At 59.5% G+C, this 20,185-nt stretch carries 18 protein-coding genes and 2 tRNA genes; 4 read left to right on the top strand and 16 right to left on the bottom strand.

Translation table 11 applies throughout. From position 1 onward, the window contains the following. Positions 1-59: 59 nt before the first annotated feature. Positions 60-136, bottom strand: a tRNA-Met gene (locus tag KI231_RS06380). Positions 137-355: 219 nt separating this feature from the next. Further along, positions 356-432: transfer RNA gene (locus tag KI231_RS06385), tRNA-Met, on the bottom strand. 281 nt (positions 433-713) lie between these two features. Between KI231_RS06385 and dinB the strand changes: the two genes are divergently transcribed. Continuing rightward, a complete protein-coding gene (gene dinB, locus KI231_RS06390) occupies positions 714-1,775 on the top strand; it encodes a DNA polymerase IV (RefSeq protein ID WP_213027743.1) in 1,062 nt (353 codons plus the stop codon). Between the two features lie 127 nt (positions 1,776-1,902). Here the strand turns inward: dinB and KI231_RS06395 are convergent, their stop codons facing one another. The 4 genes from KI231_RS06395 to KI231_RS06410 all read right to left on the bottom strand — a co-directional run bounded on the left by KI231_RS06395 (position 1,903) and on the right by KI231_RS06410 (position 6,675). Then, positions 1,903-2,856, bottom strand: a complete 954-nt coding sequence (locus KI231_RS06395; protein WP_103306572.1) for a hypothetical protein — start codon at positions 2,854-2,856, stop codon at positions 1,903-1,905. Between the two features lie 17 nt (positions 2,857-2,873). Next, positions 2,874-4,589 (bottom strand): proline--tRNA ligase, encoded by a 1,716-nt coding sequence (locus KI231_RS06400; protein ID WP_103306573.1) that lies wholly within the window; start codon positions 4,587-4,589, stop codon positions 2,874-2,876. Between the two features lie 129 nt (positions 4,590-4,718). Continuing rightward, on the bottom strand, positions 4,719-6,278 hold the full coding sequence (locus tag KI231_RS06405; RefSeq protein ID WP_213027744.1) for an AmpG family muropeptide MFS transporter: 1,560 nt from the start codon (positions 6,276-6,278) through the stop codon (positions 4,719-4,721). Positions 6,279-6,321: 43 nt separating this feature from the next. Beyond that, positions 6,322-6,675: an MGMT family protein gene (locus KI231_RS06410; RefSeq protein WP_213027745.1), complete on the bottom strand. Its 354-nt coding sequence runs from the start codon at positions 6,673-6,675 to the stop codon at positions 6,322-6,324. A 165-nt stretch (positions 6,676-6,840) separates the two neighbouring features. Here KI231_RS06410 and KI231_RS06415 point away from each other — a divergent pair, with 165 nt between their 5' ends. Beyond that, complete coding sequence (locus tag KI231_RS06415) at positions 6,841-7,848, top strand: DUF481 domain-containing protein (protein ID WP_103306576.1); 1,008 nt, start codon at positions 6,841-6,843, stop codon at positions 7,846-7,848. A 118-nt stretch (positions 7,849-7,966) separates the two neighbouring features. Here the strand turns inward: KI231_RS06415 and KI231_RS06420 are convergent, their stop codons facing one another. Further along, a complete protein-coding gene (locus tag KI231_RS06420) occupies positions 7,967-8,176 on the bottom strand; it encodes a cold-shock protein (protein WP_002554837.1) in 210 nt (69 codons plus the stop codon). A 352-nt stretch (positions 8,177-8,528) separates the two neighbouring features. Between KI231_RS06420 and dcd the strand changes: the two genes are divergently transcribed. Continuing rightward, positions 8,529-9,095, top strand: coding sequence for a dCTP deaminase (gene dcd, locus KI231_RS06425; RefSeq protein WP_007904652.1), 567 nt, complete (start codon positions 8,529-8,531; stop codon positions 9,093-9,095). A gap of 107 nt (positions 9,096-9,202) precedes the next feature. Further along, complete coding sequence (locus KI231_RS06430) at positions 9,203-9,412, top strand: hypothetical protein (RefSeq protein WP_103306577.1); 210 nt, start codon at positions 9,203-9,205, stop codon at positions 9,410-9,412. Positions 9,413-9,458: 46 nt separating this feature from the next. Here KI231_RS06430 and pdeM read toward each other — a convergent pair whose 3' ends face one another. The 9 genes from pdeM to KI231_RS06475 form a co-directional block, all read right to left on the bottom strand. Further along, positions 9,459-10,115 (bottom strand): ligase-associated DNA damage response endonuclease PdeM, encoded by a 657-nt coding sequence (pdeM, locus tag KI231_RS06435; RefSeq protein ID WP_213027746.1) that lies wholly within the window; start codon positions 10,113-10,115, stop codon positions 9,459-9,461. After that, positions 10,112-12,601: a ligase-associated DNA damage response DEXH box helicase gene (locus tag KI231_RS06440; RefSeq protein ID WP_213027747.1), complete on the bottom strand. Its 2,490-nt coding sequence runs from the start codon at positions 12,599-12,601 to the stop codon at positions 10,112-10,114. The genes pdeM and KI231_RS06440 overlap by 4 nt, the downstream gene beginning before the upstream one ends. A gap of 172 nt (positions 12,602-12,773) precedes the next feature. Continuing rightward, the gene (locus KI231_RS06445) at positions 12,774-13,538 is read right to left on the bottom strand and encodes an ABC transporter ATP-binding protein (protein WP_103306580.1); all 765 of its coding nucleotides are present in this window, start codon (positions 13,536-13,538) and stop codon (positions 12,774-12,776) included. 13 nt (positions 13,539-13,551) lie between these two features. Further along, positions 13,552-14,670 (bottom strand): succinylglutamate desuccinylase/aspartoacylase family protein, encoded by a 1,119-nt coding sequence (locus KI231_RS06450; RefSeq protein WP_103306581.1) that lies wholly within the window; start codon positions 14,668-14,670, stop codon positions 13,552-13,554. A gap of 11 nt (positions 14,671-14,681) precedes the next feature. After that, positions 14,682-15,392, bottom strand: a complete 711-nt coding sequence (locus KI231_RS06455) for an ABC transporter permease (protein ID WP_103306582.1) — start codon at positions 15,390-15,392, stop codon at positions 14,682-14,684. Beyond that, a complete protein-coding gene (locus KI231_RS06460) occupies positions 15,389-16,117 on the bottom strand; it encodes an ABC transporter permease (RefSeq protein WP_103306583.1) in 729 nt (242 codons plus the stop codon). Before KI231_RS06460 ends, KI231_RS06455 begins: the two co-directional genes overlap by 4 nt. Before the next feature lie 56 nt (positions 16,118-16,173). Continuing rightward, entirely contained in the window at positions 16,174-16,956 is a 783-nt protein-coding gene (locus tag KI231_RS06465) for a transporter substrate-binding domain-containing protein (protein ID WP_159815007.1), read from the bottom strand. A gap of 389 nt (positions 16,957-17,345) precedes the next feature. Beyond that, entirely contained in the window at positions 17,346-19,034 is a 1,689-nt protein-coding gene (locus KI231_RS06470; RefSeq protein WP_213027748.1) for an ATP-dependent DNA ligase, read from the bottom strand. Further along, positions 19,031-20,065: a ligase-associated DNA damage response exonuclease gene (locus KI231_RS06475; RefSeq protein ID WP_213027749.1), complete on the bottom strand. Its 1,035-nt coding sequence runs from the start codon at positions 20,063-20,065 to the stop codon at positions 19,031-19,033. Before KI231_RS06475 ends, KI231_RS06470 begins: the two co-directional genes overlap by 4 nt. Positions 20,066-20,185 lie beyond the last annotated feature (120 nt).

The raw sequence follows: 20,185 nt of genomic DNA on the forward strand, positions 1-20,185 counted from the left end.
AAGGACTTTTTCAACAGATACAAAAAAGGCCACTCTTTCGAGTAGCCTTTTTTGATGTTTGGTTGCGGGAGCCGGATTTGAACCGACGACCTTCGGGTTATGAGCCCGACGAGCTACCAGACTGCTCCATCCCGCGTCTGTGTGGCGGCATTCTACAGGCGAACGGCGAGGTGTCAACCGCTAATCCCGTAAAGGGTCAAATAAGTGTGAAATCGCGTCAAACGGTCGCAGGTGGCACGTTAAGTTTAGGAAATGCAAAGAGTTCCTGTTTGACGACTGCTCCCTATAAGAAGCTTGTCGACAAAACAGACGCGCACAAAAAAGGCCACTCTTTCGAGTAGCCTTTTTTGATGTTTGGTTGCGGGAGCCGGATTTGAACCGACGACCTTCGGGTTATGAGCCCGACGAGCTACCAGACTGCTCCATCCCGCGTCTGTGTGTCGGCATTCTACAGAGGATCGCCGGGGTGTCAACCTCCAATCTGGATAAAATCTGTTGAGGTTCAATCGGTTAGCGGTTTTTTAGGATGCTTGAGCAGAGCGCGGAGCAGGCGGGGCAAGGCTTTCAGCTCTATTGGCTATGCATTCTCGATTGAGAAAATAAATTCATCGGTCTTTTCCTACACAGGGAAAAGAACATTCGGCACTACTGGTGCTATATACAGTTGTCAGTGAGATACTGCCGATCCGGCTTGCCACGTTTCCTTTTCTGACATGACTCAGCGAAAAATCATCCACGTCGACTGTGACTGTTTCTACGCCGCCATCGAGATGCGTGATGACCCGCGCCTGGCAGGCAAGCCATTGGCGGTGGGCGGCTCGGCAGATCGGCGCGGGGTGATCGCCACCTGCAACTACGAGGCGCGAGCTTATGGTGTGCGTTCGGCGATGTCGTCGGGACACGCCCTCAAGCTGTGTCCGGATCTGACCATCGTCAAGCCGCGCATGGACGCTTATCGTGAGGCCTCAAAGGAAATCCACACGATTTTCGCCGATTACACCGACTTGATTGAGCCGCTGTCGCTAGATGAAGCCTACCTAGACGTATCGGACAGCGCGCACTTCGGCGGTAGTGCCACACGGATCGCCCAGGACATTCGCCGTCGGGTCTCCAATCAATTGCACATCACTGTTTCTGCAGGCGTGGCGCCGAACAAGTTTCTGGCAAAGATCGCCAGCGACTGGAAAAAGCCCAACGGTTTGTTCGTGATCACCCCTGACCAGGTCGAGGATTTTGTCAGCGGCTTGCCGGTGAGCAAGCTGCACGGCGTCGGCAAGGTCACGGCCGACAAGCTGGGCAAACAGGGCATCGTTGACTGCATGCAATTGCGCGAGTGGGACAAGCTGGCGCTGGTGCGCGAATTTGGCAGTTTTGGCGAGCGACTCTGGAGTCTGGCCCGTGGGATTGATGATCGGCTGGTGCACAACGACAGTCGCCGTCAGTCGATCAGTGTGGAAAACACCTACGATGTCGACCTGCCGGATTTACGCAGTTGCCTGGACAAGTTGCCGGAGCTTCTGGAAACCCTGAAAACCCGTATGGCGCGGATCGACAGCAGTTATCGACCGGGCAAGCCATTCGTCAAAGTGAAGTTTCATGATTTTACCCAGACGACGCTGGAGCAGGCCGGGGCAGGGCGGGATTTGGGCAGTTATCAGTTGATGCTGACGCAGGCGTTCAATCGGGGCGGCAAACCGGTGCGGTTGTTGGGGGTTGGGGTGAGGCTGGAGGATTTGCGGGGTGGGTTTGAGCAGATGGAGTTGTTTGAGCGTTAATTTTGCGACAAATTCCAGAGGGTCATCGCGGGCAAGCCCGCTCCCACAGGGAACTTTGGGGTCCACACAATCTGTGTTTCACCGTTGAACACTGTGGGAGCGGGCTTGCCCGCGATACTTTCAGCTTTTAGTTCGGTCCCGGATCAGCCACTAAACGTCCGGCATCCTTGGTCAAAGACTTGAGAAACTCAGTCTGCAACTCAGGATCGTTGCGTGTCAGTTCAATCAGGCTTTGTTCCAGTTCGCTGGCTTCTTCTTCCAGGCCCAGCTCGGACAGGCGTTTGACCCGGTGAACCCACTGGCTCACTTCGTCATCCTCCAGATCGTCGTAAATCAGCCCGTGCGCTTCCAGCAACTTGCCGCGCAAGTGGCTACTGATCAGCAGGGATGAGTCGGAATGCACGTCATCCTTGGCGTCTTCGACGCTGATCTGCAATTTGCCGACATGATTGAGGTCATTTTCGGCAAACGGACTGTCCAGCAGGTTCAGACGCAGCACACCATTACGATCGGTGGTCATGTCGAAGGTCTGCTTGCCGGCCTTGACCTGCACCGGACGCTCGCTCCATGGCAGGCTCGAATACTCCGTGCGCTTGTCGCGCTGGACTTCATCGATGCCGGCCAGGTTCTGTTGCGCACGACCGTTGGACTGCACGTTCATGAACGGGTTGAGCCCGGCGAAACCGTAGCTCAGCCAGTCCTTGGTCACGCTGTCCGGCAAATTGCCGAGGGCGAAGACGTTGACCACGTTCGCGCCGACGCCGCCGACCACCGCCACCGCGCCCAGCGGAATCTCGTAGATTTCGCGCCAGGGTTGGTAAGGCGTATAGCGATCGTAACGACGAGTGACTTCGAACTCAGTGACTTCGAACGTCTTCTGCTCGTTGATCTTCACGCGTCGCTGCGGCAGCTCAAGCTCCTTAGGCTCACCGACATCGATCTGCAGGCTGTGATCGAGCAACTTTCGCTCGACCCGCTCTTCGTGCTCGCTGCGCTGTGACATGTGATTGGCACAGCCGCTGACCAGCAGGGCGCCACACAGGGTGGCGCCTCCGAGGCCTAAGGTGTTTCGCTTGAACATGACGTCTCTATCTGGTTTCAGCGGCGGATACGGGCCTGAAGGAAGGACAATACGTCAGCCACCGGCAGCGCTTGCGCCTCGCCTTCGGTACGGCTCTTGTATTCCAGGTTGCCTTCGGCGAGGCCGCGGTCGCTGACCACGATCCGGTGTGGAATGCCGATCAGCTCCATGTCCGCGAACTTGATGCCGGGGCTGGTTTTCTTGTCGCGATCGTCCAGCAGCACTTCGAAACCGGCCGCTGTCAGTTCGGCGTACAGCTTGTCGGTGGCTTCGCGAACCTGCTCGGTTTCATAACGCAGCGGTACCAGGGCGATCTGGAACGGCGCCAGGGTGTCGCTCCAGATGATGCCGTTGGCGTCGTTGTTCTGCTCGATGGCAGCCGCTACCACACGGGAAACGCCGATGCCGTAGCAACCCATTTCCAGGGTAACCGGCTTGCCGTTCTCGCCCAGCACTTCGCACTTCATCGCCTTGCTGTACTTGTTGCCCAGCTGGAAGATGTGCCCGACTTCGATGCCGCGCTTGATTTCCAGAGTGCCTTTGCCGTCCGGGCTTGGGTCGCCGGCCACGACATTGCGCAGGTCAGCCACGGTCGGAACTGGCAGATCACGCTCCCAGTTCACACCGAAGTAATGCTTGTCGTCGATGTTCGCGCCGATACCGAAGTCGCTCATCAGCTCGACCGAGCGGTCGATGATGATCGGCAGCGGCAGGTTCAGCGGGCCGAGCGAACCGGCGCCGGCGCCGATGGCGTCGCGCAGTTCGGCATCGGAAGCCATGACCAGCGGGCTGGCCACGCCTGGTTGCTGGGCCGCTTTGATTTCGTTGAGTTCGTGGTCGCCACGGATGATCAGGGCAATCAGCTTGCCTTCTTCTTCCGCGTGCACGATCAGGGTCTTGATGGTCTTTTCAATCGGCAGATTGAATTTTTCCACCAGCGCCGCGATGGTCTTGGTATCTGGTGTATCAACCAGGCGCAACTCTTCGGCTGGTGCTGGACGCGAGGTTTCGCGAGGCACAGCTTCGGCCTTTTCGATGTTCGCCGCGTAGTCGGAGCCATTGCTGAAGACGATATCGTCTTCGCCGGACTCGGCCAGTACGTGGAATTCGTGCGAGCCTGCGCCACCGATCGAACCGTTGTCGGCTTCAACAGGGCGGAATTTCAGGCCCAGACGAGTAAACACGTTGCAGTACGCTTCGTGCATGCGGTCGTAAGTGACCTGCAGCGACGCCTGATCAGCGTGGAACGAGTACGCATCCTTCATGATGAATTCGCGGCCGCGCATCAAGCCGAAGCGTGGACGGATTTCGTCACGGAATTTGGTCTGGATCTGGTACAGGTTGATCGGCAGCTGCTTGTAGCTGCTCAACTCGTTGCGCATCAGATCGGTGATCACTTCTTCGTGGGTCGGGCCCGCGCAGAAGTCGCGACCGTGGCGGTCTTTGATGCGCAGCAGCTCGGGGCCGTATTCTTCCCAGCGCCCCGATTCCTGCCACAACTCGGCCGGTTGGGTGCTCGGCATCAACACTTCCAGAGAGCCGGCGGCGTTCATCTCTTCGCGAACGATGGCTTCAACCTTGCGCATGACTCGCAAGCCCATCGGCAGCCAGGTGTACAGGCCCGAGGCAAGTTTGCGGATCATGCCGGCGCGCAGCATCAGCTGGTGGCTGATCACGACCGCGTCGGAAGGCGTTTCTTTCTGTGTGGCGAGCAAAAATTGACTGGTGCGCATGGTTGGCCGTTGTCGGTTGCTATGACTGGAAATGACGGAGCAGTGTACCGGCGAGTTTTGCTGACGTACAGAAGTGTGGCCAGCGGAGGGGTCCAATGGCGGGATTCCTCCCGCCATTGGCGATTTGTCTTACGACTCTTCTGCGACCGGCGTCGGCACAGGCTCGGGCGTGGGTGTCGGGCCTTCGCGGCGACTTTCCTGGAACCAGTGCAAGGCGATCAGCAACAGCGTCGGCACGCCGAGCAAGGCCGTGATCAGGAAGAAGCTGTGATAACCGAACTTCTCGACCATAACCCCGGAGTAACCGCCCATCAGGCGCGGCAGCAGCAGCATGATCGAGCTGAGCAGGGCGTATTGCGTGGCGGAGAATTTGAGGTTGGTCAGACTCGACAGATAGGCCACGAACGCCGACGTCGCCAGGCCCGAGCTGAAGTTGTCGAGGGAAATGGTCACTACCAACATCTGCAGGTTCGGGCCCATGTCGGCGAGCATCACGAACAGCAGGTTGGTGGCCGCCGAGGCCGCGCCGCCGATGAACAGAATTGGCAGAATGCCGAAACGCACGATCAGCAGGCCGCCCATGCCGGCGCCTACGAGGGTCATGATCAGACCAAAGATCTTGCTGACGCTGGCAATCTGATCCTTGGTGAAACCCTGATCGATGTAGAACACGTTGGCCATGACGCCCATCACCGTGTCCGACATCCGATACGTGGCAATCAGACCGAGCAGCAGCAGTGCCTGCCAGCGATAGCGCAGAATGAAGTCGTTGACCGGCGTCAGCACCGGTGCGAGGCCACGACGGCCCATGGTCGACAGGCACAGGCCGGTGAGCAGCGTATAGAGAATGGCGCGCAGGAAGGCACGGTCTTCAAGCAGCAGATCCAGTGGGCTCATACCGCCGAACAGCACGCTGGCGAAATCGGTGTTGTAGAGCTGGGTGAACATCGCCGGTACCGAGACCAGCAGGATGATCAGCACAAACACCGACATCAGTTGATGCATGAAGGTGTAGCGCCCGGCCTGCAATTGCGTGCGCAGCGGCACGGGCGGCTCGCGCATCAGCAGCGTGGTCAGCAGCGCGGGAATCATCAGCGCCCCGAACAGCGCGTAAGTGCCGGCCCAGGCCGAGTGCTGATAGTTGAAGCCTGTAGAGCCGAAGCCTTCGGCGAAGAACAGGGCGCCGGCAGTGGCCAGCAGTGCCGCCACGCGATAGCCGGACATGTAGCTGGCGGCGAGGGCGGCCTGGCGGTTGTCTTCGGCGATTTCCAGGCGATAGGCATCTACCGCGATGTCTTGAGTGGCGGAGGCGAATGCGACGACAACGGCGATGGCGATCAACCACGACAGATGCTTCTGCGGATCGCAGAAACCCATGCCGATCAGACCGAGAATCACCAGTGCCTGCGAGAGCACCAGCCACGAGCGGCGACGGCCAAGTTTACCCAGCAACGGCAGGCGCCATTGGTCGAGCAGCGGTGACCAGACCCATTTGAACGCGTAGGCGAGGCCGATCAGGCTGGCGTAGCCGATGGTTTCCCGGGCCACACCGGCTTCACGCAGCCAGACGGAAAGCGTTGAAAACACCAGCATGTACGGCAGGCCGGCGGCGAAACCCAGCAACAACAGCACGAGCGTCGAAGGACTGGCATAGGCGGCGAGCGCGGCGCGCCAGGTTTTACGGGGCATGGGCTGAAGTCTGCCTCAAGATTGCGGAAACAAAGCGCGCACTCTAACCGCTGTGCTCTACCGGACGCCAGCCATGGCGCTGAATATCCACACGATTGTTCAGGACGGTGATGCCTTCCATGCGTAATCGCGCCCGTTGTTCATCCCCGGATGGACTGCCCACTGGCAGGCTGATCCGACCACCGGCGCCCAGCACACGGTGCCAGGGCAGCTTGGTGTCGCCGGGTAACTGGCTCAAGGTGCGACCGACCCAGCGGGCGGCGCGCCCCAGCCCGGCAAGAGCAGCCAATTGACCATAGCTGACGACTTTGCCTTCGGGCACTTGTGCCAGGGTCGAGTAGAGCGCCGTGCGTCGGATTTGCGCTTCGCTGTCGACTTCGTGGATCGGGTCTGTCACGTACACGGTTCCTGAACATGATCGTTTGATTGCCTTAAGCGTAATCCCTCATCGGGCAGTTGAGAAATGAACTCAATAGAAATAGTCCGGTCAGTCCTTGTCAGGGAATTATTCCTACGGATAATGCCGACCCCTTTTTCGCAAACTTGAGCCTTCGATTCGCTTATGTTGTCCAGATCCTTGCTGTGCCTTGCTGTTTTCAGTGCGTCCACGCCCTTGCTTGCCGACACCGTGTGGTTGAAGAACGGTGACAAGTTGAGCGGCACCATCACCGTGTTCGATGGCGGCAAGCTGTTGATCCAGACCAAATATGCCGGTGCGGTCACCATTGACTGGAAAGAGGTCAAGACGCTGGACAGCGATCAGCACTTGCTGGTCAAGCAGGATGCCTACAGCGGTGAAGTCTCCAAGTCGCTGACGGCGGCCGAAGATGGCAAGGTCACCCTCGCCAACGGTGAAGCGCCGAAAACCGTGGAGCTGGCCAGTATTCAGCAAATCCTCAAGCCGAAACCGGTGGTCGAGGATCTGGTGTGGAAGGGTAATGTCGATCTGGCGCTGGATTATCAGCGTGCGGAAAAAGACACCGACGACTACGACATTGGCTTCAAGACCTCGGCGCGTCATGGCCGTTGGCGTCACACCGCCGAGGGCGAATACAACCGTGAAGTGCAGGACGACGTAACCACCACGGACAACTGGCGCGCCGAGTACGCACTCGACCGCTTCCTCACTGATCAATGGTTCTGGCAGGGCCGTCTGAACTACAAGCGTGATCACATCGAAGAGCTGGCGCGTCAGCGCGTGGTCGGTACCGGTCCCGGCTACCAGTTCTGGGATGATGAGCTGGGCGCATTCTCGCTGGGCTCGTTGTTCAACCGCACCGATTACGAGTATCGCGATGGCAGCAAGGACAACTTCTATTCCGTCGCCATGAAGTGGGATTACAACCGTTACCTGATCGGCAAGAAAGTCGAGTTCTTCACCAATGGTGAAATCGGCAAGCCGCTATCCGACGTGGCCAATTACGCGCTGGATGCGGAAATGGGGCTGCGTTACAAGGTGACCGATTGGGCCTCGCTCAACCTCAAGGCCGAGCGCGACATCATCAGTGGCACCAATGATGCGGATTTGAACAAGACCCGCTACACCGCAGGATTTGGCGTGGCCTGGTAAGCCACCCACAAAAAATCGCAGCCTTGACGGGCTGCGATTTTTTTTGCCTGAACAAAACAGGCGCCCACAAAAAAGCCCCGCTTTTAAGGGCGGGGCTCTTTTCTAAAGAAGCTACAAGTTAGATAACTTGTACTTCTTCAGCTTGCATGCCTTTCTGACCGCGGGTAGCGATGAAAGAAACCTGTTGGCCTTCTTTCAGGCTTTTGAAGCCGTCGGATTGGATAGCTTTGAAGTGAACGAACAGATCGTCACCGGATTGTGGGGTGATGAAGCCGAAGCCTTTTTCATCGTTGAACCACTTAACGGTACCGGTTTGGCGATTAGACATGGTGTAACTCCTTGAACAAAGATAACTGCGGAACAGGAAGAACCCTGGCCGAGACTGAGTGCAAAGAGCAGGAAAAATTCTTGTAGATGGTTGGATCGAAATTCAACATATCGTGTAGAGATTCTCAGTGACACAAGCAACACAGTGACGCCACCTTAACCCTTTTTCCTGAACGTGCCAATGCTTCTTGCAAAGGTTTCTCTGTTTTAAGGATCGGCGGTGTGACGGTTCGTCGCCATACCGTGTAATTACGGGGTGTTCGGCGAGAATTGCAGCGCGCACTTTGAAGCGGGCGGCGCGACCGGTAAGATGCCGGACAGAATTTTTCACCTCGCTATTCAGGAAACCCGCCATGAGCATCAAATCGGACAAGTGGATTCGCCGCATGGCGCAGGAACACGGCATGATCGAACCGTTCGTCGAGCGCCAGGTGCGCGGCAGCGATGACAGCCGAGTGATCTCCTACGGTGTGTCGAGCTACGGCTACGACGTGCGTTGCACCAACCACTTCAAGGTGTTCACCAACATCAACTCCGCCATCGTCGATCCGAAAAACTTCGATGCTGGCAGCTTCGTCGACATCCACAGCGACGTCTGCATCATTCCGCCGAACTCCTTCGCCTTGGCCAGCACCGTCGAATATTTCCGTATTCCACGCAACGTACTGACCATTTGCCTGGGTAAAAGCACCTACGCTCGCTGCGGCATTATCGTTAACGTGACGCCGCTTGAGCCTGAGTGGGAAGGTCACGTGACCCTGGAGTTCTCCAACACCACCAACCTGCCGGCGAAAATCTACGCCAATGAAGGCGTGGCGCAGATGCTTTTCCTTGAATCCGACGAGGAATGTGAAGTTTCCTACAAGGATCGTGGCGGCAAGTATCAGGGCCAGCGTGGCGTGACTCTGCCGCGTACCTGAGTCGTCCATCCGGCAGATGTCGGGAATTCTTTGGCGGGCAGGCACTCTATGGAGTGTACTGCCCGTTTTTGCTTGTGCCGAAACGGGCCTTCGCCGAGGAGTGCCCTATGAAGATCGATCCGCATATCACTGCCGAACTGGCAAGGCTTGAGCCCAATCAGATTGGCGTTTTAGCCTGGTCCTTGCTGGCACACCCGTCCATCAGCCTGGCTGGCGGAATTCCGGGTCAGCCTGATCCCGATACCCCCAACGAACAACCGACCGAGCCGGGTGAGCCGACTCTGCCTGACGAGCCACCACCGGCACCTGTTGCCTGATCCCTATGGGAATTGAATGGCCAGTCAGTTGAAGTCCGCCAAGACTTCAACTGACTGGCCATATTTCGTTGTCGCCGATGACAAAAATCCTGCAGCTATCATCACGCTCAACCGGATAACCACCGGTAAACGCGCCAAACGCGGGCATCAGGCTGATGCGCTCGGCCAATCTGAAACACGCCAGCCGCAAGCTCTGCCGTCCCTTGCCATGCAGCCGATAAACCGGATGCACATGGCCAGCCAATACATGCCGCTCCGGGTGCGGATCGGGTTCGTGTTGTAACGAAAATGGGCCGAGCAATAGCGGTTCTGGCACTACGCGAATGTTCAGCGACACCGGCGGATCACCCGCACGTTTGTCGTGATTGCCGCGAATCAGCGTCATCGCCAGATCAACGTGACGCGAGCGCCATTCGGCCAGTGCGCTCAGCGTGCCCACCGCGTGGGAGCCGGGGCCATGCAGAAAGTCACCGAGAAATATCAGCTGCCGGCAGGGCAGTTTCGCCAGCAGTCGATCAATCACCGCGATATTGCTCGCCGTTGTGCCTTGGGGGACGGGCTGGCCAAGGCTGCGATAGGCGGCCGCTTTGCCGAAATGCACGTCGGCGATCAGCAAGGCTTGCTGCGCCGGCCAATACAAGGCTTTTTCCGGCAGCAGCCACAACTCCTCTCCGGCCAGGCGCACAGGATAGGGCGCGTTCATGCAGAGCTACCCTTGTCAGCGGACTTTTCCAGTTCACCAACCATCCGTCTGATCCGGTCAGCCAGTTTTTCCGAGCTCATGCTCTCGCGCATGCGTTCCACCAACAGTGGAAACCCCAGCGGTGTAGGGCGTTTGATCTGATGCACTTGCAGATTCATCCGATTGATGTGCTCCAGCGTCTGTTCCAGCCTGCGAATATCCAGTTCTTCCCGTAGGACCTCTTCCCCGGCCTGAGCCAGCAGCAGGTTATCGGCGTCGTATTGCTTGAACACTTCGAAGAACAAGCCGCTGGAGGCCTGCACTTGCCGGGTGCTTTTCGGCGCGCCGGGGTAACCGGAAAACACCAGTCCAGCGATTCGGGCGATTTCGCGAAAGCGCCGCAAGGCCAGTTCGCCCGCGTTCAGGCTGGCGAGAACATCGCGCAATAAGTGATCGGTGCCGAACAGCTCGGCATCGAGTTGTTGCGACCAATCCACTGGCGTGGCACTGAGCAACTCCAGACCGTAATCGTTCACCGCAATCGAGAACGTCACCGGTTGACGCTGACTGACCCGCCACGCCAACAGGCTGGCGAGCCCCAGATGCACCTGCCGTCCGGCAAACGGATAGAGGAAAAGGTGCCAGCCCTCGCGGGATTTCAGCACCTCGACCAGTAAATCGTTGGTTGTGGGCAAACCGGACCAGCGCGCCTGGGTGTCCAGCAGAGGCCGTAACGCCTGCATTTCCGGCCCGACAAACTCACCCTGTGCGGCAGCGGTGAAGCGCGTCACCACCGCTTGCGCCAGTTCATTGGAGAGCGGCATACGGCCGCCATTCCAGCGCGGCACGGCGGCTTTCTTCGCCGTGCTGCGTTTGACGTAGGCGGTCATGTTTTCCACTCGTACCAGTTCCAACAAACGCCCGGCAAACAGAAAGCCGTCACCCGGTTTGAGCCGTGCAATAAAGCCTTCCTCGACGCTGCCCAACTGCTTGCCGCCGCCACCCTTGCTCCAGAATTTGAGCTGAATGCTCGCGTCGCTGACGATGGTGCCGATACTCATGCGATGCCGGCGTGCCAGCCGCGCATCCGGCACGCGCCAGACACCGTGTTCATCGGGCTCGACTCGACGGTAATCCGGATAAGCCGTCAGAGACATGCCGCCATGGCGTACGAAAGCCAGCGCCCACGCCCAATCGGCAGGTGTCAGGGCACGATAGGCCCAGGCGCCACGGACTTCTTCGTACAACTCATCGGGTAAAAATCCGCCGCCCAGCGCCATGCTGACCAAATGCTGCACCAGCACATCCAGCGGTTTTTGCGGCGACAGTCGCGGTTCGATGCGTCGCTGCTCCACGGCATCACGGGCGGCGACGGCTTCGATCACTTCAAGGCTGTGGGTCGGCACCAGCGTCACCCGCGAGGTACGGCCTGGGGCATGGCCGGAGCGCCCGGCGCGTTGCATCAAACGCGCGACGCCCTTGGCTGAACCGATTTGCAGCACACGCTCCACGGGCAGGAAATCCACCCCCAGATCCAGGCTGGAGGTGCAGACCACTGCTTTCAAAAGCCCGTCCTTCAAGGCCTGCTCAACCCAGTCGCGGGTATCGCGTGACAGCGAACTGTGATGCAACGCGATCAGCCCGGCCCAGTCCGGTCGCGCCTCAAGCAGCGCCTGATACCAGATTTCCGATTGTGCACGGGTGTTGGTGAACACCAGGCTGCTGGCGCAGACATCGAGTTCGGCGACCACTTGCGGCAGCATCTTCAAACCGATGTGTCCGGCCCACGGAAAACGTTCGAGGGTGGGTGGGAGCAGGGTGTCGATCGCCAGCGCTTTTTCGTTCTGACCCTGGACGCTGACACCACCGCCTTGTGGGATCAGCACCTGTTCGGCGTGGGATTGATTACCGAGCGTGGCGGACACGCCCCAGACAATCAATTCGGGCTGCCAGTGACGAAGGCGGGCGAGGGCCAGTTGCAGCTGCACGCCGCGTTTATTGCCGAGCAGTTCGTGCCATTCATCGACGACGATCATGCGCAGTGTCGCCAGCGCTGTTTGCGCGTCGGCGCGGGCGAGCAGCAGGGTCAGGCTTTCGGGTGTAGTGATCAGCGTGGTCGGCAGGCGTCGGCTCTGCCGGGCGCGCTCGCTGCTGCTGGTGTCACCGGTGCGCAGGCCGATACTCCACGGGATTTCCAGGTCCGTCACGGGAGTTTGCAGCGCGCGGGCGGTGTCGGCAGCGAGGGCGCGCATCGGGGTGATCCACAGCACGGTCAGTGGTTCGGCAACCGGTTTGCGTTTACGTGAAGTTTCAACGATGGGAGCTGTTCGGGCGAAGCGGTTGAGTGCGGCAAACCATACTGCATAGGTTTTACCGGCGCCGGTGCTGGCGTGCAGCATTCCGGATTCACCGTTTTTTACCGCAGCCCACACCTGTTTCTGAAAGGCGAACGGCTTCCAGCCGCGAGCGCTGAACCAGGTTTTTGCGAGGTCGGAGGATTTCGCCATGCGGGCTGCGCGCGCTCTGGAGGGGTTATTCCAGTGACCACGCGGTGGGCGGACAAGTTTGATTTTTGTAGGAGTGAGCCTGCTCGCGATAGCGGTGCGTAAGTCACATCAGTGTTGGATGTAATGACGCCATCGCGAGCAGGCTCACTCCTACAGGGGGTTGTGTACGACGTTACTTCAGGTTGCCGCTGAGAAATTGCTTGAGGCGTTCGCTTTTCGGGTTGCCGAGGACATCTTCGGGCGCACCTTCTTCCTCGACCAGACCTTGATGCAGGAATAGAACCTGGCTCGAAACTTTACGGGCGAAGCTCATCTCGTGGGTCACCATGATCATGGTCCGGCCTTCCTCGGCCAAACCCTGAATCACCTTCAACACTTCCCCGACCAGTTCCGGATCGAGCGCCGAGGTCGGCTCATCGAACAGCATCACCTCCGGCTCCATCGCCAACGCCCGGGCAATCGCCACGCGCTGTTGCTGGCCGCCGGACAAAAACGCCGGGTATTGATCGGCCACCCGCGCCGGCAGGCCGACCTTGTCGAGGTAACGGCGGGCGCGGTCTTCGGCCTCCTGCTTGCTGCAACCGAGCACCCGGCGCGGGGCCATGGTGATGTTTTCCAGCACGGTCATGTGGCTCCACAGGTTGAAGTGCTGGAACACCATCGCCAGCCGCGTGCGCAGACGTTGCAGTTCATCGGCGTCGGCGACGTGCATGCCGTGGCGGTCGGTGACCATGCGGATCTTCTGGCCATCAAGGCTCATCGCACCGTCGTTGGGTTGTTCGAGAAAGTTGATGCAGCGTAAAAAGGTGCTTTTGCCCGAGCCGCTGGCGCCGATCAGGCTGATCACGTCGCCGGTCTTGGCCTTGAGCGAAACGCCTTTGAGCACCTGATGGTCGCCATAGCTTTTGTGCAGGCCTTCAACGGTCAGTTTGTACATGGGACAGACATCCTCAAGGCGAAAGTAGGTAGCCGCTGCGATAGGCTTCAGCGCCCGCGACGTGGGCGATGACCATGCCGGCAGTGGCCATGCGTCGCAGCGAACGGGCGTACATCACGCCGGCGCTGGTGCAATGAATGGGGGTGACCCGGTCGTGGATCGGGTCGATGATTTCGGCGATCTGCTGCCCGGCTTCGAGGTATTGCCCCGCCGTGGCGGTGTACACCAGCAGGCCGCCGACCGGGGTGGTCACCGGCTCCACACCCGCCAGCGGCGTGGCGGGGTAGGGCAGCGACGGCTGCGGTTTGGTCTCGCCGACGATCGCATCGGACTGGATCAGATAGTCGATCAGCGCCTGGCAGTCGCGGCTGGCCAGCGGATGATTGACGTCACCCTGACCGCGCAACTCGACGGTCACCGAGAAACTGCCCAGCGGAATCTCGAAGTGTTCGCCAAAACGTTCCCTCAATTGCCACCACAGCAGCGTGAAGCATTCGTCGAACGACTGGCCGCCGGAATCAGTGGCCAGCAGGCTCGCCTGGGCTTCGATGTAGCGCGCCAGTGGCTCGACCTGCGGCCACGCTTCGGGCGTGGTGTAGAGGTGAACCACCGATTCGAAATCGCAATGCAGGTCCAGCACCATGTCCGCATCGCAGGCCAGCCGTTGCAGGGTCAGGCGCTGGGATTGCAGTTGCGTACTGGCGGTCTGGCGGGCGAGGGCGTTGCGCAGGCTGGCGCGGATCAGTTCGAGGTTGTGCTGCGGATCGTCGCCCAGCTTGCCTTCGATGGCGTTGCCGATCTCTTCGCTGAGGTCGACGAACCAGCGGTTGAAGTTCTGCCCGCTCTCCAGTTCGTAACGGCCGAGCGGCACGTCCATCAGCACTTGTTCGAGGCCGACCGGATTGGCCACCGGCACCAGCACGATTTCGCTGCGCAGGCGCCCGGCAGCTTCCAGCTCCGCCAGACGCTGCTTGAGGTGCCAGGCGACGAGCATGCCGGGCAATTCATCGGCGTGCAGCGAAGACTGGATGTAGACCTTGCCCTTGGCCTGCGCCGGGCCGAAGTGGAAGCTGTGGATCTGTCGTGCGGTCCCCGGCAGCGGGGCCAACAGGTCATGGATCTGGTGTCGCATTACAAGGTTTCCTAGTGTGTCGGCCCGAGGAAGGCCAGCCATCGGCGTTCGGCGAGGCGGAACAGGCCGACCAGCGCAAAGGTAATGGTCAGATAGATCAGCGCGGCGATGCCGAATGACTGAAAGGTCAGGAAGGTCGCCGAGTTGGCGTCCCGGGCGACTTTCAGAATGTCGGGGATGGTCGCGGTGAAGGCCACGGTGGTCGAGTGCAGCATCAGGATCACTTCGTTGCTGTAATACGGCAACGAACGGCGTAAGGCTGACGGCATGATCACGTAGGCATACAGCTTCCAGCCTGTCAGACCATAAGCCTTGGCCGCTTCGACTTCGCCGTGGTTCATGCTGCGGATCGCCCCGGCAAAAATCTCAGTGGTGTACGCGCAGGTGTTCAGGGCGAAAGCGAGGATCGTGCAGTTCATCGCATCGCGAAAGAAACTGTCGAGAATCGGCTGCGCACGTACGGCCGCGAGGCTGTAAATCCCGGTGTAGCAGATCAGCAGCTGGATATACAGCGGCGTGCCCCGGAACAGGTAGGTGTAGAACTGCACCGGCCAGCGCACGTAGAAGTGGCTGGAAACCCGGGCGATCGACAGCGGAATCGACACCAGGAACCCGATGAAGATCGAGGCGCTGAGCAGCCACATCGTCATCGCCAGACCAGTGATGTTCTGGCCGTCGGTATAAAGGAAGGCTCGCCAGTATTCCTGCAGAAGTTCGATCATCGTACGGCCTCCCGGGCACCGGCAGCGTAGCGGCGTTCGAGCCAGCGCAGGATAAAGTTCGAGGCACTGGTGATCAGCAGATAAATCAACGCGGCGAGGACCAGGAAATAGAACAGTTGATAAGTGCTTTTACCGGCGTCCTGCGCGGCTTTGACCAGATCGGCGAGGCCGATGATCGACACCAGCGCGGTGGCCTTGAGCATCACCATCCAGTTGTTACCGATGCCCGGCAACGCGAAACGCATCATTTGCGGGAACACCACAAAACGAAAGCGCTGGCCGCGTTTGAGGCCATAGGCGGTGGCCGCTTCGACCTGACCGCGCGGCACGGCGAGGATGGCCCCGCGGAAAGTCTCGGTGAAATACGCGCCATAAATGAAGCCCAGGGTCAGCACCCCGGCGCTGAACGGGTCGATCTCGATGTATTCCCATTCCATGTAGTCGGTGAGCGTCGTCAGCCAGGTTTGCAGGCTGTAGAAGATCAGCAGCATCAGCACCAGGTCCGGCACCCCGCGAATCAGCGTGGTGTAGAGCTGGGCAGGCAGGCGCACCAGTTTGATTTTTGACAGTTTGGCACTGGCGCCGAGCAGACCGAGCAACACGGCCACCAGCAGCGACAACGCCGATAATTTGATGGTCATCCAGGTGCCTTCCAACAGCAACGGGCCAAAGCCCTTGAGGCTGAAGGCGGAGAGCCCCAGATTTTGTAAGAGGGTTTCGAACATAAATCAGCAACCTGAGCGGATGGAAAAGGCGCCCATCGAGGATGGGCGCCGGGGCATTATTTGCCGCTGTACAGATTCAGATCGCCAAAGTGTTTCTTTTGAATCTCGGCGTATTTGCCGTCATCGTGTAACGCTTTGATACCTTTATCTAAAAGCGCTTTCAGCTCAGTGTTACCTTTCTTAATACCGACAGCGGTTTTGGCTGGCAGCAATTCGTTGTCGACCGGCTTGCTGACGTCATAGTCGGCGCCCTGTGGCGACTTCAGAAAGCCCAATTCGGCTTGCAACATGTCCTGAATGCCCGCGTCGAGACGGCCGGAGGTCAGGTCGGAATACACCTGATCCTGGTTCTGATAGGCCTGAGTTTTCACGCCAGCCTTGTCCAGCACGGCCTTGGCGTAGGCTTCCTGGATGGTGCCTTGCTCGTAACCGACGGTTTTGCCTTTCAGCGACGCGACGTCGGCGGTGATGCCGGAACCTTTCTTGAACACGTAAGCGGTCGGGCCGGAGAACAGCTCGCTGGAGAAGTCGATGACTTTTTCGCGGGCCGGGGTCACGGTCATCGACGAGATCACACCGTCGAATTTGTTGGCCTTGAGGCCCGGAATCATGCCGTCGAAGTCACTTTCGACCCACTTGCACTTGACCTTCAGTTCGGCGCAGATCGCGTTGCCCAGATCGATGTCGAAGCCCACCAGGCTGCCGTCGGCCGCTTTCGACTCGAACGGTGCGTACGAAGGGTCAACGCCAAAGCGCAGCTCTTTGTATTCCTTGGCCAGCGCGGAGCCGGCGGCCATGCACAACGCCAGTGCAGAAAGGGTCAGCAATGCTTTTTTCATTATTCAATCCCTAAGAACCAATATGAGCGCTTGTGGCGCAGAATTATTGTTACTGGAACGCGTACGACCTATAGAAAGTAGCAATTTCCGAACCAGAGTCCCGAACAAGTGTTTTAAAAGGCGGGGATTGATAGATGAGGAGGGGATTGGTGCACGGAAACGGGCGCCGAAAATGCGCTGCACCATTTCGGCTCGGCGTAGAGGTTTTTGGCTGGCTGCGATAACTGTGGTGAGGGGATTTATCCCGATGGGTTGCGAAGCCCCCCCCGGCATTCATCAGGGAGAATTGCATGTTCAGGTTTTGCGACTGCTGCGCAGCCGATCGGGGATAAATCCCCTCGCCACAGGTAGTCATTCAATTCAAATGACCAGTGTCCCTGGAAAGGGGGTCAAGCCAGCAGATCTTGCAAAGTAGCAAGACTGTCCGCCTCATCCACAGTCTTGTCCTGCCGCCAGCGCAGCATCCGTGGAAACCTTACGGCGATCCCGCTCTTGTGGCGCCGCGACAGAGCAATGCCTTCGAAACCGAGTTCGAACACCAGACTCGGTTTCACACTGCTCACCGGGCCGAACTTCTCCACCGTGGTCTTGCGTACGATGCTGTCGACCTGGCGCATTTCCTCATCGGTCAGCCCCGAATAGGCCTTGGCGAACGGCACTAATGCCCGTTGACTGGATTCGGGCGGGCCGTCCCACACGGCAAAGGTGTAGTCGCTGTACAGACTGGCGCGGCGACCATGCCCGCGCTGAGCGTAAATCAGCACCGCATCGACACTGAACGGGTCGACCTTCCATTTCCACCACACCCCCATGTCCTTGGTCCGGCCCACACCATACAAGGCGTCACGGGCCTTGAGCATCATGCCCTCGACGCCCAGGCGCCGGGACGCCTCACGTTGCCGCGCAAGGTCGAACCAGTCTGAGCCGGTCAATACGGGGGAGGCCAACAGCACCGGGCTGTTGCAGCGGGCGATGACCTCTTCCAGTTGCGCACGACGCTTGGCCTGCGGCTGATTGCGCCAGTCTTCGCCTTGCCATTCAAGCAAGTCGTAGGCGAGCACCACCACCGGCACGTCTTCGAGGATTTTCTTGTCGAGGGTTTTGCGACCGATCCGCTGTTGCAGCAGCGCGAACGGTTGCACCGCGGGCGGCTCTGGCGATTGCGGATCAAAAGCGTCCTCGGTGCGTGGATGGGTGCTTTTCCACACCACGATCTCGCCGTCGATCACCGTGCCGTCCGGCAAACCGTGGACCAGCACATCCAGTTCGGGGAAGCGCTCGGTGACCAGTTCTTCACCCCGCGACCACACCCATAACCGCCCTTCACGCTTGACCACTTGCGCACGGATGCCATCCCATTTCCATTCCACCTGCCAGTCGCTCGCCGGGCCAATCATCGCCTCGAACTCTTCAACCGGTTGCGACAAGGCATGTGCGAGGAAAAACGGGTACGGCTGGCCACCGCGCTGGGAGTGTTCGTCGGCGGATTCGGCGGCGATCAGCTTCAGATAACTGGCAGCGTTCGGCCGATTGGACAGGTCGGTGTAACCCACCAGACGCTGGGCGACACGTTTACTGTCGAGCCCGGCCATCGAGGCCAGCGCGCGGGTCACCAGCAATTTCGACACGCCGACACGGAAGCTTCCGGTGATCAGTTTGATGCACAGCATCAGGCTCGGCCGATCCAGCTGCGCCCACAGTGCCGGCAGTTGCCGTGAGAGGAATTCCGGGGTTTCACCGCGCAGCGGCAACAGTTTGTCTTCAATCCACTCGGCGAGGCCGGCATCGGAGCTGTGCAGATTTTCCGGGAGCACCAGCGAAATGGTTTCCGCCAGATCGCCGACGGCCTGATAGCTCTCCTCGAACAACCACGGCGTCAGCCCGGACACCTCGACAGCGAGTTCGCGCAGGATCCGCACCGGCACCAGTTGCCGGGGCCGGCCACCGGACAGAAAGTACACCGCCCAAGCGGCGTCCTGCGGTTCGGCCTGGGCAAAATAAGCTTGCATGGCCGCCAGTTTGGCGTTGCTGGACGTGGTGGCGTCGAGTTCGGCGTACAACTCGGCGAAGGCTTTCATGCGGGCATCTCGGCGATGGTCGGTTGAGAGGCGATGTTTTCTTCTTCGTCATCGCCGTATTCGGTGTTGAAGCCCTGGGCATCGAGCCCCTGTTCGCGCAGATGGCGCACTAGCACGCCAATTGAACCGTGGGTGACCATCACCCGCTCGGCGCCGGTCTGATTGATCGCCCAGAGCAGGCCGGGCCAGTCGGCGTGATCGGACAGCACGAAGCCGCGATCCACCCCGCGCCGCCGACGCGTGCCGCGCAGGCGCATCCAGCCGCTGGCGAAGGCATCGCTGAAATCGCCGAAACGCCGCATCCAGGTGCTGCCACCGGCCGAGGGCGGGGCGATCACCAGCGCCTCGCGCATGATCGGGTCACTTTTTTTCACGTCACCGGCATAGATTGTTGGCGGCAAGTACACGCCGGCGTCGCGGTAGACACGGTTCAACGGCTCTACGGCGCCGTGGCTGAGGATCGGGCCGAGGGTTTCGTCGATGCCGTGGAGGATCCGCTGGGCCTTGCCGAAGGAGTAACAGAACAACACGCTGGCTTTGCCAGCGGCGATATTGGCTTTCCACCATTCATTGATTTCGCTGAATACCTGCGCCTGTGGCTGCCAGCGGTAAATCGGCAGGCCGAAGGTCGATTCGGTGATGAAGGTGTGGCAGCGCACCGGTTCAAACGGCGCGCAGGTGCCGTCCGGCTCGATCTTGTAATCGCCGGAAGCGACCCAGACTTCGCCACCGTATTCCAGACGCACCTGTGCCGAGCCGAGCACATGGCCAGCGGGGTGAAAACTCAAGGTGACGCCGTGGTGGGTCAAGCGCTGGCCGTAGGCGAGGGTTTGCAGGTTGATGTCCTGCCCCAGACGCGCGCGCAAAATCCCTTCGCTGGCGCTGCTGGAAAGGTAGTGCTGGTTGCCGGTGCGAGCGTGGTCGCCATGGGCATGGGTGATCACCGAGCGCTCGACGGGACGCCAGGGGTCGATATAAAAATCCCCGGCGGGGCAGTACAAACCTTCGGGGCGGGCGATAACAAGATCCATGTCGTTACCAGAAATGGGGGGCTTGTTAGCTATGAGGTTTGCGCGGGTTCAGAAGTTCTATGGATTTTTCGGGTACCGCACGATCGTTCCCACGCTCTGCGTGGGAATGCCTCGAGGGAC

Source organism: Pseudomonas sp. Seg1, assembly GCF_018326005.1.
Lineage (GTDB): Bacteria > Pseudomonadota > Gammaproteobacteria > Pseudomonadales > Pseudomonadaceae > Aquipseudomonas.

Excerpts from the sequence above, each read along its gene's own strand:
- KI231_RS06400 (WP_103306573.1), bottom strand. The coding sequence starts at position 4,589 with ATGCGCACCAGTCAATTTTTGCTCGCCACACAGAAAGAAACGCCTTCC.
- KI231_RS06455 (WP_103306582.1), bottom strand. The coding sequence starts at position 15,392 with ATGATCGAACTTCTGCAGGAATACTGGCGAGCCTTCCTTTATACCGAC.
- KI231_RS06415 (WP_103306576.1), top strand. The coding sequence starts at position 6,841 with ATGTTGTCCAGATCCTTGCTGTGCCTTGCTGTTTTCAGTGCGTCCACG.
- KI231_RS06450 (WP_103306581.1), bottom strand. The coding sequence starts at position 14,670 with ATGCGACACCAGATCCATGACCTGTTGGCCCCGCTGCCGGGGACCGCA.
- KI231_RS06445 (WP_103306580.1), bottom strand. The coding sequence starts at position 13,538 with ATGTACAAACTGACCGTTGAAGGCCTGCACAAAAGCTATGGCGACCAT.
- KI231_RS06420 (WP_002554837.1), bottom strand. The coding sequence starts at position 8,176 with ATGTCTAATCGCCAAACCGGTACCGTTAAGTGGTTCAACGATGAAAAA.
- KI231_RS06475 (WP_213027749.1), bottom strand. The coding sequence starts at position 20,065 with ATGGATCTTGTTATCGCCCGCCCCGAAGGTTTGTACTGCCCCGCCGGG.
- dinB (WP_213027743.1), top strand. The coding sequence starts at position 714 with ATGACTCAGCGAAAAATCATCCACGTCGACTGTGACTGTTTCTACGCC.
- pdeM (WP_213027746.1), bottom strand. The coding sequence starts at position 10,115 with ATGAACGCGCCCTATCCTGTGCGCCTGGCCGGAGAGGAGTTGTGGCTG.
- KI231_RS06395 (WP_103306572.1), bottom strand. The coding sequence starts at position 2,856 with ATGTTCAAGCGAAACACCTTAGGCCTCGGAGGCGCCACCCTGTGTGGC.
- KI231_RS06470 (WP_213027748.1), bottom strand. The coding sequence starts at position 19,034 with ATGAAAGCCTTCGCCGAGTTGTACGCCGAACTCGACGCCACCACGTCC.
- KI231_RS06440 (WP_213027747.1), bottom strand. The coding sequence starts at position 12,601 with ATGGCGAAATCCTCCGACCTCGCAAAAACCTGGTTCAGCGCTCGCGGC.
- KI231_RS06465 (WP_159815007.1), bottom strand. The coding sequence starts at position 16,956 with ATGAAAAAAGCATTGCTGACCCTTTCTGCACTGGCGTTGTGCATGGCC.
- KI231_RS06430 (WP_103306577.1), top strand. The coding sequence starts at position 9,203 with ATGAAGATCGATCCGCATATCACTGCCGAACTGGCAAGGCTTGAGCCC.
- KI231_RS06405 (WP_213027744.1), bottom strand. The coding sequence starts at position 6,278 with ATGCCCCGTAAAACCTGGCGCGCCGCGCTCGCCGCCTATGCCAGTCCT.
- KI231_RS06460 (WP_103306583.1), bottom strand. The coding sequence starts at position 16,117 with ATGTTCGAAACCCTCTTACAAAATCTGGGGCTCTCCGCCTTCAGCCTC.
- dcd (WP_007904652.1), top strand. The coding sequence starts at position 8,529 with ATGAGCATCAAATCGGACAAGTGGATTCGCCGCATGGCGCAGGAACAC.